This window comes from Dyella sp., assembly GCF_035277725.1.
In the GTDB taxonomy this organism is placed as follows: domain Bacteria; phylum Pseudomonadota; class Gammaproteobacteria; order Xanthomonadales; family Rhodanobacteraceae; genus Dyella_B.
Window position 1 is genome coordinate 1 of sequence record NZ_DATEJY010000039.1, and the last position, 14,044, is coordinate 14,044.

Consider the following 14,044-nt stretch of genomic DNA (forward strand, 5'->3'; position numbering starts at 1 on the left):
CGACACGGTGTTCTGGTTGTCGCCGGCGCTGACGACGAAATAGTCCTGGATATTGCGCGCACCGAGTTGACGCGCTTGCGCCAATGCCGCCGCATGATTCGGACTGGGCGGGAGATGTACCCACCAGCCGCGGGTCTGGGTGGTCTGCTCTTGGCGTGCGCGCATGCGCTGTGCTTCCGAACCCAGCGCGTTGCGGGCGATGCGCAGATCTTCCTGCGTTGCAAACGGTCCCAGTGCCATGCACTGGTAGCTGAGCGTGTTGGCGTTAGGTGTGGCGGCAGCGGCGGCATTCGTGCTGGCGGGGGCGGGAGTTGGCGCGGCAGCCGTCGCCGGCGGCGGCACCGAAGCGGCGTGAGCCACGGTTGTGGCAGGCGGGGGCAATTCGGAAAGCAGATGCAGCTTGGGTACGCCGGGGTCGGTGGCGAAACTGGCATGCGTGTCGTTCTGGCCCAGCAGCAGCCATGCACCGACGGCGATATTCAGAGCGATCAGCAGAACGAACAGCAGGCGCAGCAGCATCGAACAAGTCCCCCTGGGATGGCCGATTCTAGGGGGATGGCTGCGATGGATGTGCGGTCGCGTACACATTGAGGCCGCGCAACACGCTATCGGGAGCCAGCTCGGCGGGAATGCCAAGCAGCGGCAGCAAGGCTTCGGCATCGCCCCCGTCCAACAGCAGGCGTGGCGACCTGCTCGACTGCCTGGCGACGTTAGCCGCAAAGCGTTCAATGAGCGCGGCAATCGCCTGCCAGCAGCCGGAGACCACGGCGTCGGCGGTGTTGTCGGCGATCTCGCGAATGGCACCGGGACGATAAGGCTTGATGCGCGCGGTGGCGCCGAACAGCGATTGCTGCATCAGCAACGGCCCCGGCGCAATCAGGCCACCGAGGTGGCGGCCATCCGCCGTCAGTGCATCGAGCGTCAGCGCGGTACCGATGCCGGCCAAGACACAGGGCGATGTTCCTGCCGCATGCGCCGCCACCATGGCGAGAAAGCGGTCGACACCCAAGCGTTGCGGTTCGGCGTAGGCGATGCGCACGCCGTACGCTTCGGCTGGCGTACGCACCCATTCCACCGGCTGTGCAAAAACCTCCGCGACGATGCGTTCGATCTGCGCTTCCCGCGCAGCGTCCACCACCGACGCACCAAGCACCCATTGTGGTTTTGCTTGCTCACGCCACGCCTGCGCCAAGGCAGCAGGAACATCTTCCTCCCATGCCACAGCGCCGCGAGCAAGCCAGTCACCCGCGTTCACGACGGCCCATTTCAGGCGCGTATTGCCAAGATCGAGCAGCAACCTCATGCGCGTCGCACCGTGACATCGGCGCTATCGATACCGCATAGGCCAGCCGCCGTTTGCAGTTGCAACGCGCCGCGCGCATCGATGCCGGCCCCCACACCGTCGAGGTCACCCGAAGCACTGCTCACGCGCAGCGGCACGCCGCGCAAGGCATCGTATTGGGCGTATTCCTCGACAAACGCGGCAAAGCCGTCGCGCTCGAATTGCGCCAAACCTTCCACCAGGCTGGTGACCAAGGCGGCGGCCGCGCGATTGCGATCAGGCGGCATGCCTTGGGTAAGCGTGGCCAGATCACAGATGGGTTGCCCGGCCTGTTCGCGCAGGGCATCGGTAAGACGCACATTGAGGCCGATACCGACCACCGCGGCGCACGGCCCCTGGTATTCGCCGCTCAGCTCGACCAGGATGCCGGCCAGCTTGCCGCTGTCGGCCAGCACGTCGTTGGGCCACTTCAGGCGCGCGCCATCGATGCCAAGCGCATGCAGCGCACGCAGCACGATCACGCCGATAGCCAGCGATAATCCCGAAAGCGACGCAAACCCCGCCTCGAACCGCTTCAGGCAGGACAGGTAGATGTTCATACCGGGCGGCGAGAGCCAACGTCGGCCGCGTCGACCACGGCCAGCAGTCTGGGTCTCGGCCATCACGATGCTGAAATCGAAAGCCCCGCTGCCGCGCCGTTGCAACTCGCTGGAGGTGGAGTCGATCTCCCAATGGATCTCCAAGGCGCCGAGCCGACGTGCTACCGCCTGCGGCAACGCTGTACGGATGGCCTGTTCTTCCAGCATCTGGGTCGGCCACGGCAACCGATAACCGGCAGCCCCCGCGGATTCGATCGGCACGCCCCGTTGGCGCAAAGCCTCGATCTGCTTCCAGATGGCGGCACGAGTAATACCTGCCTCGGCAGCCAGACGGGAGCCGGAAAGTGCCTCCCCGGAAGCCAGGACGGCCAGGAGCTGGTGCGGCTGCATGGTCTTTAGTGATCCAGGAGGGAAGCGACCGGACAAGGCCGCGAGAGGGAAAGAAGGCGGTAGCGCATTCATAAATTCTAAGCCACCGGCCGCAGCGTAGAGGGCACTGGCATCCCGGCGGGGTTTCTGGGACCATCGGGCGGCTAGGCTTAATGCCTTGGGGGCTTTGATCGCCATGCGCGCCACTTCATTGCTGCTCGTCTGCCTGCTCGGCCTCGGAGCTGCCGCCAACGCGGCGGCCTCAGGCGGTGCTGTGGCTACAGGGGGCATGGGCGGAAATTCCGGCTGCACGCACAGCGGCAGCAGCAGCGAGCATGGCAGCAGCCACGACGCGTCAGCTTCTTCCTCAAGCGGGGATGCGCTGAGCGTGCCCCGCAACGGAGGCTCGTCTTCGTCCTCGTCGTCCAGCAGCCACTCCAGCGGCTCCGGCAGCAACATGGACGAGAGTCCCACGCGCCTGAGCAACGGCGACTCCTCGCCCGATGGCTCTTCGCATGGTTCTTCCGGACTCAGCTGGCAATCGCTGCTGCCCGGTTCGATCCAGTAAGCACTCCCGCGCAAACCACCCAGCGAATCAGGTCGGCGGCAGCGCCACGCTGAAGCGTGCGCCGCCGAATTCCGGCGAACGATCCACCGTCAGCTCGCCGTTATAGGCACGCACAATGTCCTGCACGATAGACAGGCCGATACCATGGCCTTTGACGCGCTCGTCGCCACGCACGCCACGCTGCAGGATCTTCTCGACCATGTCGTCTTCGATGCCGGGGCCATCGTCTTCCACGCTGAGCAACAAGCCCGGTCGCGGGCGCCCGGGTTGGCGTTGCGCCTTCACCACCAGCAGCACGTGATGGCCGGCCCACTTGAAGGCGTTTTCCAGCAGATTGCCCATCAACTCCAGCAAGTCGCCCTGCTCGCCATAGAACGCCGCGCCGTCCTCGATATCGAATTCGCACAGCACGTTCTTGGCGGCGTAGACCTTTTCCAGGCTTTGCACTAGATCTTCCGCGCGCCCGGCAATCGGCACCGCGGCGGCGGCAAACGTCTGGCGTCCGGTCGTCGCTGCACGTGCCAGCTGATAGGCGACCAGTTCGTCCATGCGGCGTACCTGATCCAGCACGGGTGCGCGTACGTTGGGCGGCAGTTCGCTGGCTTCCACCTGCGAGCGAATCACTGCCAGCGGCGTCTTCAAGCTGTGCGCCAGGTCGGCCAGCGTGTTGCGATAACGCGTGCGCTGCTCGCGCTCGCTATCGATGAACCCGTTGATGCGCCCGGTAAGGCCGGTGAGTTCGGCGGGATATTGGCTATCCAGATGATCGCTCTGGCCGCGCTCGACGCGGCTCATGTCGCTGGCGACCTTGCGCAACGGCGTAAGGCTCCAGCGCAACAGCAACAGCTGCAGCACGATCAGCATCACGCCGAGCGTGGCCAACCAGCCGACCAGGCTGCGCCGGTAGACGGTGGTGTTGCTTTCCAGTTCGGCTTCGGTCTGCGCCACCGTAAAGGTGAGATGCACTGGCGGACGCTCCGGCGCGCCCGCCGCGACCGGAACATCCAGCGCCACGCCAAAGCTGAAGTAATAAAGCCGCCCAAGTTCGGTATCCACCGGGCCGATGAATTGCTGCTGCCCCGGCTGCAACGGATGCAGAAAACTGAAGTCGCGCTGCAAGGCCGACGACGATTCCCAATGAAAGCCGTGATCGCCAATCACCACCGCATACAGGCCGGAACCGGGGCGGGAGAACATGGGGTCCGGCGGCGTGTCCGGCATCAATGGCGTGCCATCACGCCGCGGATCGGTGCCGGCAATATAGGTGATTACATAATCGTGCAGGCGCGCCTGCAGCTTGTTGAGTTCACTGGCGGCGTAGGTGCGCGACAAGGTCCAGCCGACGGCGCCCAGGAAGGCAGCCAGCACGAGGCCGGTGGTAAGCGCCGCTCGCGCCGCCAGCGAGAACGGGCGGCGCTCGGCGGCATCATTCGTCTTCGCTGCGAGGAATGGCAAAGCGATACCCGCGTCCGCGCACCGTCTCGATCGGTTTCAACGTGCCTTCCGGATCCAGCTTCCGGCGCAGGCGGCCGATGAAGACCTCGAGTACATTCGAATCGCGATCGAAATCCTGTTGATAGATGTGCTCGGTGAGATCGGCCTTCGACACCAGCTCGCCCGCGTGCAGCATCAGGTATTCCAGCACCTTGTACTCGTAGCTGGTGAGGTCCACCGGCTTGCCTTCCACCATTACCGTTTGCGCGGTGGTATCCAGCTTGATGGGCCCGCAGGCCAGCACCGGCTTGGACCACCCGCTCGCGCGGCGCACCAGCGCATTGATGCGCGCCAGCAGTTCTTCGACGTGGAACGGCTTGACCAGGTAATCGTCGGCGCCGTGCTTCAAGCCTTCCACCTTGTCCTGCCAGCTGCCGCGCGCGGTGAGGATCAGGATGGGATAACGCTGGCCGGCTTCGCGCAGCGACTTGACCAGGTCCATGCCCGACATCTTGGGCAGACCCAAGTCGATGATGGCCAGATCAAACGGCACTTCGCGGCCGAGGTACATGCCCTCTTCACCGTCCTGCGCGGTATCCACGGCAAACCCATCGCGTTTGAGTCGAGCCGCCAGCGTCTCGCGCAGCGGCGCTTCGTCTTCGACCAGGAGGATGCGCATCAGTGTTTCTCCTTCTTGCTCCCGCCGTTGGGAGACTTCTTGGGGGATTGTGCCGCAGGCGGCACGTGGGTGGCATCAGCAGGCACGGCGATGACGCGCACATGCCCTTCGGGCGTAAGCACCTTGATGCGGTACTCCACCCGGCGCCCGATATGACGCGGCTCGGCCGACAACACCTTGCCGCCGACCCGTTGCTGTACTTGCGTAACGGCCTGATCCAGGCTCATGCCACCCTGTGGCGGCGATGACTGGGCGACAGCCGAGCCGGCCACCAACAGCCCGGCTGCAGCCATCCAAGCGAGTTGCTTCAAAGCCATATTCCCTTAGGTTGCGTGCCGGAGGGGTCCGGCCGACGGGACATACTGCTCAACCCGGGCTGAATAATGACCGGACGGCTGAACGGCCTCACGCCGCCGCCAGCATCGGCGCCATCGCCTGCTCGATCAGCGCCCAGCCCGCCCCTTCCCGATGGGCTCCTTCGCTCAGGACACGCCGAAAACCACGCGCGCCCGGCTCGCCCTGATATAGCCCCAGGATGTGGCGACTGATGTGCTTGAGCGCCGTACCCCGCGCCAGCTCCGCTTCCACATAAGGCCGCATGTGTTGCAGCACGTTTTCGCGTGTGGGCAGCGGCACGCCATACAGCGCGTGCTCGACCCGCGCCAGCACGTACGGATCGTGATACGCCGCGCGCCCCAGCATCACCCCATCCACATGCATGAGATGTTCGCGCACCGCATCCACCGTGGTGATGCCGCCGTTGATCACCACCACCAGTTCCGGAAACTCGCGCTTCAAGCGATACACGCGCTGGTAATCCAGCGGCGGAATCTCCCGGTTCTCCTTCGGCGAAAGCCCCTGCAGCCACGCCTTGCGCGCATGCACGACCAGCACTTCCACGCCGGCTTCCAGCATGGTCTCGGTGAAGTGCTGCAGGTCGGCGTATTCGTCTTGATCGTCCACGCCTATCCGGCACTTCACCGTCACCGGCACCGACACGGCATCGCGCATGGCTTTCACGCAATCGCCCACCAATACCGGCTCGCGCATCAGGCATGCGCCGAAGCGCCCCGACTGCACGCGATCGGAAGGACAGCCCACGTTGAGATTGATTTCGTCATAACCGGCTACCGCACCATGACGCGCGGCTTGTGCCAACTCCTGCGGATCGCTACCGCCCAGTTGCAACGCTACGGGGTGCTCCTGCTGGCTATGTTCCAGCAGCCGCAACTGCTTGCCGCGCACCAGCGCGGCGCTGGTGACCATTTCGGTATACAGGCGGGCATTGGGGGAAAGCAGGCGGTGAAAGTACCGGCAGTGCCTGTCTGTCCAGTCCATCATGGGCGCTACGGACAGACGCCAGTCGTTGGGGTTGATGCTGTGCATGGCCAGCATTCTACCTGCAAGGCAAGCCACAGGCTTTTTAGCGTGGCTTATTACAAACCGCGCTCGTTATGTAAGTTCAAGAATCGAGCTGATTACAAAAGCGAAACTGCGCAACGTAGGCTGGGATGACAATCCCAGCATCGCCAAATCCATAGCTGAAATTTCATCCCAGCCTACGCGTTACCTTGCTTCAACACGCGCATCATCAACGGCAGGCCCTGCTCCAAGTCGCAACGAATCGGCCATCTGCTTGATTACCGGCAACCACCTGCTCTGTTCGTGCGGATCATAATCAAAGCGTACCGTTGCCAACGTGTCATCACGGATGATGATCTTCTCGTACACGATGCGGCCGGCAGGACTCAGGCAGGAATAGGCCACCACAGCAGGCTTGCTGACCTGATAAGTAACTTTGTTCTTCTCGCAATCCTCTTTCAGATTGTATTGCAGCATCTCCTTCGGCGTTTGCTCCAAGGCGTTGTAGCCGCCATAAGCGCGGATATCCGCATGACTGGCGTTGGATGCGAACTGCAAACCATCGCCGTTATCCGCTTCCTCGCCAGCGATCAACAATTTCGCCGGATAGTCCACGGCAAAATCGAACCGGACGTTGTGATACGTCGCCACATCGCTTGATGCCTGCTTAGCCGGCATCGCGGCGCCATGCGTCGTTGCCGATGGCGCACTGATCTGTGATTCGTAATGCGGACGAACGCCGTCATGGGTCGTCACTTGCTGGTGCGTGCGCCAACGAAATATCCACGCATACATGGCAATAAGCAGAACGCCCACAAGCAGCGCAAGGCTGGTCGCCCACGTCTTCTTTCCAGACATCCAGTCTCTCCCCTGAAACCCAACCACCCGCCGAACGCAAACACTATCAGCAAATCCATCCACCCATTGAAACCTCGTGCACGCAGTGCCAGGGCATACATGACGCAAGCATTACCAACTACATGCTTGGCGCCGGCGTACCGTCCGACCATTTGCTCACCGTGATCATCTGCACGTTGATCGGCTGCGCATCGCCGAGAAATTGCGGATTCGATATCACGGGCGAACCGGCCAGGTCGGCGCCCCAATCCATCTTGGCAGGCGTATAGAACATCACATGCGACATCCAATGGCCGGCCTGGTCATCGAGGTAGCCTTGCTTGGACATCATGTAAGACATCGCACCGGGCTCCAGCGGTGGCAGTTGCCTGGCGGCGAATGCCGCTTGCATGCCCTGCTGGATGCCTTCCTTGGAGTGCAAGGTCAGCGCCAGAACGGTCCTTTTCAATGTGAGCGGCAGGATGGAGGCGGCAGCCTGCGGGTTGAGGCACGTAGGTCCGCGCAACTTCGGATTCCAGAACTGCGGCGCATCGAACGCGGACATCCATGAGCGGTCCACGATGCACACATAGCCGTTGCTGCCTTTGACGGCTTCGACGTAGCCATGCGGCTGCAACACCATCACCGTGGCGTGGTCGGAAATGGCCGCGGGCGCCGCGCTTCGCGCCAGCTTTATCTCGGCGGCCTGGTCGGCCATCAGGTATTGGGACAGTGGCGCCATGCTGGGATAGCTGCGCTGTGCTTGCTGGGCAAACGCAGCGGGGGCGGCAGCCAGCGCGGCAAGCAGGCATGCGCCGAGCAAGCAGCTGAAAGAATGGACGTTTTTCATCGTGCGTTACTCCCCTTGTTCGTGATGGACCAGACGTTCCAGGTACACGCAAGCGACCGGCCTGACAGGCGTCGGGCCGGCAACGGGCTGTGTCATCTGGACGACGAAGAAGGGTGCACCAAATCGACAGGCGCCATCACCTAAGCCGATGCTGCTCGCCGCCCCTCCCACGCGTCCCCTTGTCTCGCCTGCCCCGAGCCCCATCTGAGAAAGCCATTAACGCGGAAACCGGGCAAATGCCGTAACCTATATCGCTTGTCCCGTGGCAAACACGGCACTCGCAAGGCAACGGCCCTGCCTCTCCCCGCGAGTTACACGCTGTCCCGTACAGCGCGCTTTCCCCCGTTTTACAACCCGAGAAGACAATCACCATGGTGGCTTTGGCGACCGAGCAAGTAATCGACGTCCATCACTGGAACGGCAGCCTTTTCAGCTTCCGCACCACGCGCGATCCGGGCTTCCGCTTCGACAGCGGCCAGTTCGTGATGATCGGCCTGCAGGTGGATGGCCGTCCGCTGATGCGCGCCTATTCCATCGCCAGTGCGAGTTGGGAGGAGCATCTGGAGTTCTTCTCGATCAAGGTGGAGAACGGTCCGCTCACCTCGCGCCTGCAGCACCTGCAGCCCGGCGACAGCATCACGGTAAGCCGCAAGCCCACCGGCACGCTGGTGCTGACCGATCTCAAGCCCGGCAAGCATCTGTATCTGCTCGGCACCGGCACGGGGCTGGCGCCGTTCATGAGCATCATCCGCGATCCGGAAACCTACGAGCGCTTCGACAAAGTCGTGCTGGCGCACGGTGTGCGCAACATCGACGACCTGGCCTATTCGGATTACCTGCAGAACGAACTGCCGCAGCACGAATATCTCGGCGAGCTGGTGCGCGAAAAGCTGATCTACTACCCCACCGTCACGCGCGAACCGTTCCGCAATCGCGGCCGCATTACCGACAACATCGTCGATGGCGCGATGGCGGCGGCGATCGGTTTGCCAGCGCTCAATCCGGACACGGATCGCGTGATGCTGTGCGGTAGCCCGGCAATGCTGGATGACCTGTGTGCGTTGCTGGATGCGCGTGGATTCCAGGCCTCGCCGCGTACGCGCGAGCCGGGTGATTACGTGATCGAGCGGGCATTCGTGGAGAAGTAGGCTGGGGTGCGAACCCCAACATGGCGATCCTTATCGGCATGGTGGTGTTGGGGTTCGCACCCCAACCTACGGGTCGCGATCAGTCGCGCACACGGCCTTTGCCTTCGTTGTCCCAATACCCAAACACCTTTCGCGCAATCAGCTTGTAAAGCCGCTTGCCCGTCGCACGCCACAACCGCGAATGCGGCGCAGGTGTATTCAATATCGCCCACTGACGCGCCGTCAACGCACGTGCGCAATACGTGCGCTTGTGCTTGAGCAGATGACGCAGATCCTCGCGCGCCAATAAGCGAAACAGGCGACCGCGCTTTCCGCGTGTCCAGGCGATCTGGAAATCGACCAGCGCGGGACGCCCATCGTCGCGCACCAGCCAATTCGGCTCTTTCGCCAGATCGTTGTGCACGATGCCATGCCGATGCAGTTGCGCCAGCAGGCGCAGCGCATTGCGGTAATAGGCCGGATCACGCGGCTGCGCGTGTTGCATGGGCCGGCCGGCGATATAGCCGCGCAACAGCTCGCGCCCGTTCCATGCCAGCAGCGCCGGCACGCCATCAAGGCCTTCGAGCTTTGCCAGTGCGCGTGCTTCGCGCGCTGCCGCGCGATAGGCAAACGCACGCGCCCACCATCTTGCCGCGCGAATATCGCGCCGAACGCATGGCACACCATCGCGCTGCACGATCTCGATGCGCCCCAGTTCGTCGGCTTTCAGCAGGATGGGATGGTTTGTCACGGGCTTACCTGGGAAGAAATCTCACAAATCGCCACCGAACAACCTAGGCGTCATTCCGGCGCAGGCCGGAATCCAGTCTAGAATGACGTGCACAGCACACTTCATAAAGGGTTTTGTGTGCTGCGCACGACGTATTTGACTGGATTCCGGCCTGCGCCGGCATGACGGTGCGCTTCGACATTGCATCGACACAAACACAAGCTCGAGGCACTTCCATCCAAGGACTCCTGCATGCTCTTCATGGACATCGCCCTCTACGCCCTCGCCATCGCGTTGATCATCGGCGGCCTGATCGGCACCGTGCTGCCCACGCTGCCGGGTATCCCGATGATCTTCGGCGGCGTCTGGCTGGCCGCGGCGCTGGACAACTACCAGCATCTCGGCGTCGCCTGGGTGATCGTTCTGGGCGTGCTGGCCGCCATCGGCGTGGCGGTGGATTTCATCTCCGCGTCGCTGGGCGCCAAGCGCGTGGGAGCAAGTTCGCTCGCTATCTGGGGCGCATCCATCGGCACCTTCGTCGGCATGTTCTTCGGTATCCCGGGGTTGGTACTCGGGCCTTTCGTCGGCGCTCTGATCGGCGAACTTATTTCCAGCAAAAGCGTGCTGCGCTCGGCTCACGTCAGTATCGGTACCTGGCTGGGACTCTTGTTCGGTACGCTGGTGAAGCTGGTGCTATCCGTGGTGATGGTGGCGCTGGCCGCGGGGGTATGGCTGTTCAACCTGTGACCGGTGGGGCATGCACGGCACGTGCGATGTCGCATAAGCTCGCCGCTCCAACTCCACAGGGATATTCGTCATGCTGAAACGTCTCGCCTTGGCTGCGTCGATTGCCGTGGCTGCCACCGGAACGGCTTGTGCGCAAGGCACCGCCCCATCCTCCTGGGTCGAGCGCAGCAACCAGGACGCCCAGGTCCTGCTCACCGCGCAGGCGCAGTTCAATCCCGAGAACGCCACGCAGATCGGCCTGCCGGGCTATGACGACAAGGTCAGCGACCTCAAGCCCGGCACCGATGAACGCCAGATCGCTGCGCTGAAGGAAGCCAAGAGCAAGCTCGAGGCGATGCTGGCGGCCGAACACGATCCCAACGTGCGCCAGGACCTGCAGATCATGATCAAGGCGGCCGCCTTGAACATCGAAGGTATCCAGCTCAATGACAAGTACATGCTGCCCTACTTCGACATTGGCCAGCTGTTCTTCAACGGCGAGTTCTATCTGCTGAAGGACGATGTGGACCCCAAGCGCCGCGCCTTGGCGGTGAAGCGCCTGGAATGCTATGTCGGCAAAGCGCCCGGCTGCACGCCGCTGACGCAACTGGCCCAGGCAAGAACCACCGAACGCCTGTCCGATGCGCATTTGCTCGGGCCCTACAAGGGCAACGTGGACCAGCAGCTCGCCAACACGCAGCGTTACGCGCAAGGCATTCGCCAGTTGTTTGTGAAGTACAAGCTGGACGACGCCGACGGCAAGGCCGCGCTCGATGCGATGGATGCACAGCTCAAGCAATACGATGCGTGGGTGCGCAAAACCATCATGCCGCACCAGCGCACCGACTTCCGCGTACCCGAGCCGCTGTACGCCTATAACCTCAAGGCAACCGGCATCGACATACCGGCCGACGACCTGATCAAGCAGGCGCAACTCGAATTCATGGAAGTGCAGCAGGCCATGGCGATGATGGCGCCGGTGGTGGCCAAGCAGGAAGGCACTCAAGCGTCCGATTATCGCGACGTGCTGAAGGCGTTGAAGAAGCAACAGCTCGGCAAGAACGACGTGGAACCCTGGTATCACCAGATCATCGCCAAGATCGAGGACACCATTCGCAACGAACACATCGTCACGCTGCCCAAGCGCGAGATGCAGATGCGCGTGGCATCCGACGCGGAAGCCGCTTCCACGCCCGCACCGCACATGGATCCGCCGCCACTCATCAACAATCATGGCGAACGAGGCACCTTCGTGCTGACCATGGGCAATCCGTCGACCAGCGGCGACAACTCGGACGCCTACGACGACTTCACCTTCAAGGCCGCCGCCTGGACGCTCACCGCGCACGAAGGGCGGCCGGGGCATGAGCTGCAGTATTCGGCCATGGTGGAACGCGGCGTATCGCTGGCACGCAGCCTGTTCGCGTTCAACAGCGTGAATGTGGAAGGCTGGGCGTTGTATGCGGAAGCGGAAATGCTGCCGTACGAGCCACCGGCCGGCCAGTTCGTTACGCTGCAGTTGCGTTTGATGCGCGCGGCACGCGCGTTTCTCGATCCCATGTTGAACCTGGGATTGATCAGCAAGGAACGCGCCCACGATGTGCTGCGTAACGACGTCGGCCTGTCCGAAGCGATGACGCGCGAGGAACTGGATCGCTACACCTTCAACAGCCCGGGCCAGGCCACTGCCTATTTCTATGGCTACATCCGCCTGCAGCAATTGCGCCTGCAGACCCAATTGGCGCTGGGCAAGCAGTTCAACCATCAAGCCTTCAATGACTTCATCATCGGCCAGGGCTTGCTGCCGCCGGATCAGCTTGCCGAAGCGGTGCGGACGCAGTTCATTCCGTCGCAGAAGAAGTGATGCTGCATCGGCTCCCTCTGCTGAGGGAGCCGCGCAGGCTGGGATGCAATCCCAGCATCCATGACGCACGGGAAAGGTGGGATTGCCCTTCCAGCCTTACGACTCCAGCCTACGACCCTGGGTAACGCGAACGATGGGTGGCGTGAAACTGTGGCGACGCTCACACCTCGGCATTTGTGAAGACCGTCGTCACATAAAACCAACGGTTCATCAAGCTACCTTTCTGGAAGATAGCTGTCACGGATATCGCCTCCCCGATATCCGTTAATCCTGCAGCCCCGCACCCCCGCGGGGTTTTTTTTGCGCCCTGAAAAAGTGCGTGGCCAAAAAAAGCTCCCCCGCCTCGGACGGGGGAGCCGGTGTGGCGGAAACTCAATACTTCAAGGTCACGCTGCTGGACGTGGTCGAGACGTTGTAGCTGCACTGCGGCGAGGTCGAGCCGACCGGATAATCCGCACCCCATGGCGTGCTGGAAATCTTGGTGAAGGCGGTATTGTAGACCGCGATGCTTGAGTAAGTGAGCGGCGAACTGGCCGGCAACTCATTGCAGCTGCTGACCCCATACACCTCCATCACGCCGCCGAACACCCACAGCAGGTTGCCGTAGGGGCTGGTGGTGAGCGTGGTGCTCTTGCCGGTGGTCACGTCCTTGGAGGTGATCGTCCACGTGCTGCAGCTGTTGGCGGCCTTGCACTGGGTGGTGCCCAGGATGGTGTCGCCCACGTTCACGTTGATCGGGCCGCTGTAGTAGGTCGTGCCGCTGACGCAGCAATTCCAGCTGGACAGCGTCCAGATCGTACCGCTGAAGGCGTCATAGCCAAGCACCGGTTGCAGGATGCTTTCCACCGTCGGCAACTGTTCCAGGCCGGGGAAGAAGTAATCGGTCTGGCCGGACTGGTTGGTCGGCGTGCTCGGCACTTTCCAGGTAGCTACCAGCTTGCCGATGTTCACCGAGCTGTCGTAGTTAGCGTCTTCCACCCAGCCGTTGATGGTGGGCTTGCGTACCGCCGAGATAGGCGGCATCGAGAAGCTGCCGTTCGCTTCCACGCGCGTACCGTCGAAACGGTAGTGTGCCTGCGTGCAGGCCGTCGGCTTGCGCAGCATGCCATTGGCCGATTCGATACTGCCGTCGGCATGCAGCGTTTCGCCTTCCGCAATGCGTTGCACGCATGACGGTGAGAAGAAGCCATTGGGCGTCACCACGTAATCGGTCGGCACGCCTTGGGGTCGTGCGTGGGTGGCGAACTCGCTGACCGCCTTGGGCGTAAATGATTGGCTGGCGTTTTCTGCCGCAAACGATACGCCGCATGCGCCGAACACCGTCATGGCAACGAGCGCGCAAGCGCTCTTCCACGATATCCGCAATTGAGTAACTGGTTTCATGACACGCGTCTCTCCTCTTTAGAAAAAATGAGCGAACGCGTTCCTTCGCAAACGAAGGGGTTTTTCACCGCTCGAGGTGAAGCACGAAACACAAGAAATCCCCGAAAGGGTACCCGGACCGTCCCTGTCGCCCTGGCAGGCCAAGACCGGGGCACTCTCGCGGCGAAGATGTGCAACACGGGTGAAGAAAACGCCCGCTTTCACGCGATTTGCACGAGTAATCGCCCAAAAGCA

At 62.5% G+C, this 14,044-nt stretch carries 15 protein-coding genes; 4 read left to right on the plus strand and 11 right to left on the minus strand.

Annotation, left to right across the window (positions count from 1 at the left end):
• From VJR68_RS03225 to VJR68_RS03235, 3 genes are all read right to left on the minus strand, one after another.
• On the minus strand, positions 1–519 hold a 519-nt coding region (locus tag VJR68_RS03225; RefSeq protein WP_324146109.1), incomplete at its 3' end, for an SPOR domain-containing protein.
• A 28-nt stretch (positions 520–547) separates the two neighbouring features.
• Entirely contained in the window at positions 548–1,303 is a 756-nt protein-coding gene (locus tag VJR68_RS03230) for a type III pantothenate kinase (RefSeq protein WP_324146110.1), read from the minus strand.
• Positions 1,300–2,271 (minus strand): biotin--[acetyl-CoA-carboxylase] ligase, encoded by a 972-nt coding sequence (locus VJR68_RS03235; protein ID WP_324146111.1) that lies wholly within the window; start codon positions 2,269–2,271, stop codon positions 1,300–1,302. The genes VJR68_RS03230 and VJR68_RS03235 overlap by 4 nt, the downstream gene beginning before the upstream one ends.
• A 175-nt stretch (positions 2,272–2,446) precedes the next feature.
• Here VJR68_RS03235 and VJR68_RS03240 point away from each other — a divergent pair, with 175 nt between their 5' ends.
• Positions 2,447–2,818 carry a hypothetical protein gene (locus VJR68_RS03240; protein WP_324146112.1) on the plus strand — a complete coding sequence of 124 codons (372 nt, stop codon included), beginning with the start codon at positions 2,447–2,449 and terminating at the stop codon, positions 2,816–2,818.
• Between the two features lie 27 nt (positions 2,819–2,845).
• Here VJR68_RS03240 and VJR68_RS03245 read toward each other — a convergent pair whose 3' ends face one another.
• The 6 genes from VJR68_RS03245 to VJR68_RS03270 form a co-directional block, all read right to left on the minus strand.
• A complete protein-coding gene (locus VJR68_RS03245) occupies positions 2,846–4,273 on the minus strand; it encodes an ATP-binding protein (RefSeq protein ID WP_324146113.1) in 1,428 nt (475 codons plus the stop codon).
• On the minus strand, positions 4,245–4,931 hold the full coding sequence (locus VJR68_RS03250; protein ID WP_324146114.1) for a response regulator transcription factor: 687 nt from the start codon (positions 4,929–4,931) through the stop codon (positions 4,245–4,247). Before VJR68_RS03250 ends, VJR68_RS03245 begins: the two co-directional genes overlap by 29 nt.
• Positions 4,931–5,248, minus strand: a complete 318-nt coding sequence (locus VJR68_RS03255; protein ID WP_324146115.1) for a hypothetical protein — start codon at positions 5,246–5,248, stop codon at positions 4,931–4,933. The genes VJR68_RS03250 and VJR68_RS03255 overlap by 1 nt, the downstream gene beginning before the upstream one ends.
• 88 nt (positions 5,249–5,336) lie before the next feature.
• Positions 5,337–6,317 carry a tRNA dihydrouridine(20/20a) synthase DusA gene (dusA, locus tag VJR68_RS03260; protein ID WP_324146116.1) on the minus strand — a complete coding sequence of 327 codons (981 nt, stop codon included), beginning with the start codon at positions 6,315–6,317 and terminating at the stop codon, positions 5,337–5,339.
• A 180-nt stretch (positions 6,318–6,497) separates the two neighbouring features.
• Positions 6,498–7,214 carry a hypothetical protein gene (locus tag VJR68_RS03265; protein WP_324146117.1) on the minus strand — a complete coding sequence of 239 codons (717 nt, stop codon included), beginning with the start codon at positions 7,212–7,214 and terminating at the stop codon, positions 6,498–6,500.
• A 55-nt stretch (positions 7,215–7,269) separates the two neighbouring features.
• The gene (locus tag VJR68_RS03270) at positions 7,270–7,980 is read right to left on the minus strand and encodes a hypothetical protein (protein ID WP_324146118.1); all 711 of its coding nucleotides are present in this window, start codon (positions 7,978–7,980) and stop codon (positions 7,270–7,272) included.
• A 371-nt stretch (positions 7,981–8,351) separates the two neighbouring features.
• Between VJR68_RS03270 and VJR68_RS03275 the strand changes: the two genes are divergently transcribed.
• Positions 8,352–9,128: a ferredoxin--NADP reductase gene (locus VJR68_RS03275; RefSeq protein WP_324146119.1), complete on the plus strand. Its 777-nt coding sequence runs from the start codon at positions 8,352–8,354 to the stop codon at positions 9,126–9,128.
• 79 nt (positions 9,129–9,207) lie between these two features.
• On the opposite strand, the gene VJR68_RS03280 is transcribed toward VJR68_RS03275, so the two are convergent.
• Positions 9,208–9,858: an RIO1 family regulatory kinase/ATPase gene (locus tag VJR68_RS03280; protein ID WP_324146120.1), complete on the minus strand. Its 651-nt coding sequence runs from the start codon at positions 9,856–9,858 to the stop codon at positions 9,208–9,210.
• A gap of 240 nt (positions 9,859–10,098) precedes the next feature.
• Here VJR68_RS03280 and VJR68_RS03285 point away from each other — a divergent pair, with 240 nt between their 5' ends.
• Together VJR68_RS03285 and VJR68_RS03290 are read left to right on the plus strand one after the other, a co-directional pair.
• On the plus strand, positions 10,099–10,584 hold the full coding sequence (locus VJR68_RS03285; protein ID WP_324146159.1) for a DUF456 domain-containing protein: 486 nt from the start codon (positions 10,099–10,101) through the stop codon (positions 10,582–10,584).
• Positions 10,585–10,654: 70 nt separating this feature from the next.
• A complete protein-coding gene (locus VJR68_RS03290) occupies positions 10,655–12,427 on the plus strand; it encodes a DUF885 domain-containing protein (RefSeq protein ID WP_324146121.1) in 1,773 nt (590 codons plus the stop codon).
• Between the two features lie 372 nt (positions 12,428–12,799).
• Here the strand turns inward: VJR68_RS03290 and VJR68_RS03295 are convergent, their stop codons facing one another.
• Positions 12,800–13,810 carry a hypothetical protein gene (locus tag VJR68_RS03295; RefSeq protein ID WP_324146122.1) on the minus strand — a complete coding sequence of 337 codons (1,011 nt, stop codon included), beginning with the start codon at positions 13,808–13,810 and terminating at the stop codon, positions 12,800–12,802.
• Between the last annotated feature and the right edge of the window lie 234 nt (positions 13,811–14,044).

Bases quoted from the DNA above. Each gene is read 5' to 3' on its own strand.
- VJR68_RS03255 (WP_324146115.1), bottom strand. From the start codon at position 5,248: ATGGCTTTGAAGCAACTCGCTTGGATGGCTGCAGCCGGGCTGTTGGTG.
- VJR68_RS03270 (WP_324146118.1), bottom strand. From the start codon at position 7,980: ATGAAAAACGTCCATTCTTTCAGCTGCTTGCTCGGCGCATGCCTGCTT.
- VJR68_RS03275 (WP_324146119.1), top strand. From the start codon at position 8,352: ATGGTGGCTTTGGCGACCGAGCAAGTAATCGACGTCCATCACTGGAAC.
- VJR68_RS03240 (WP_324146112.1), top strand. From the start codon at position 2,447: ATGCGCGCCACTTCATTGCTGCTCGTCTGCCTGCTCGGCCTCGGAGCT.
- VJR68_RS03250 (WP_324146114.1), bottom strand. From the start codon at position 4,931: ATGCGCATCCTCCTGGTCGAAGACGAAGCGCCGCTGCGCGAGACGCTG.
- VJR68_RS03290 (WP_324146121.1), top strand. From the start codon at position 10,655: ATGCTGAAACGTCTCGCCTTGGCTGCGTCGATTGCCGTGGCTGCCACC.
- VJR68_RS03235 (WP_324146111.1), bottom strand. From the start codon at position 2,271: ATGCAGCCGCACCAGCTCCTGGCCGTCCTGGCTTCCGGGGAGGCACTT.
- dusA (WP_324146116.1), bottom strand. From the start codon at position 6,317: ATGCACAGCATCAACCCCAACGACTGGCGTCTGTCCGTAGCGCCCATG.
- VJR68_RS03295 (WP_324146122.1), bottom strand. From the start codon at position 13,810: ATGAAACCAGTTACTCAATTGCGGATATCGTGGAAGAGCGCTTGCGCG.
- VJR68_RS03230 (WP_324146110.1), bottom strand. From the start codon at position 1,303: ATGAGGTTGCTGCTCGATCTTGGCAATACGCGCCTGAAATGGGCCGTC.
- VJR68_RS03285 (WP_324146159.1), top strand. From the start codon at position 10,099: ATGGACATCGCCCTCTACGCCCTCGCCATCGCGTTGATCATCGGCGGC.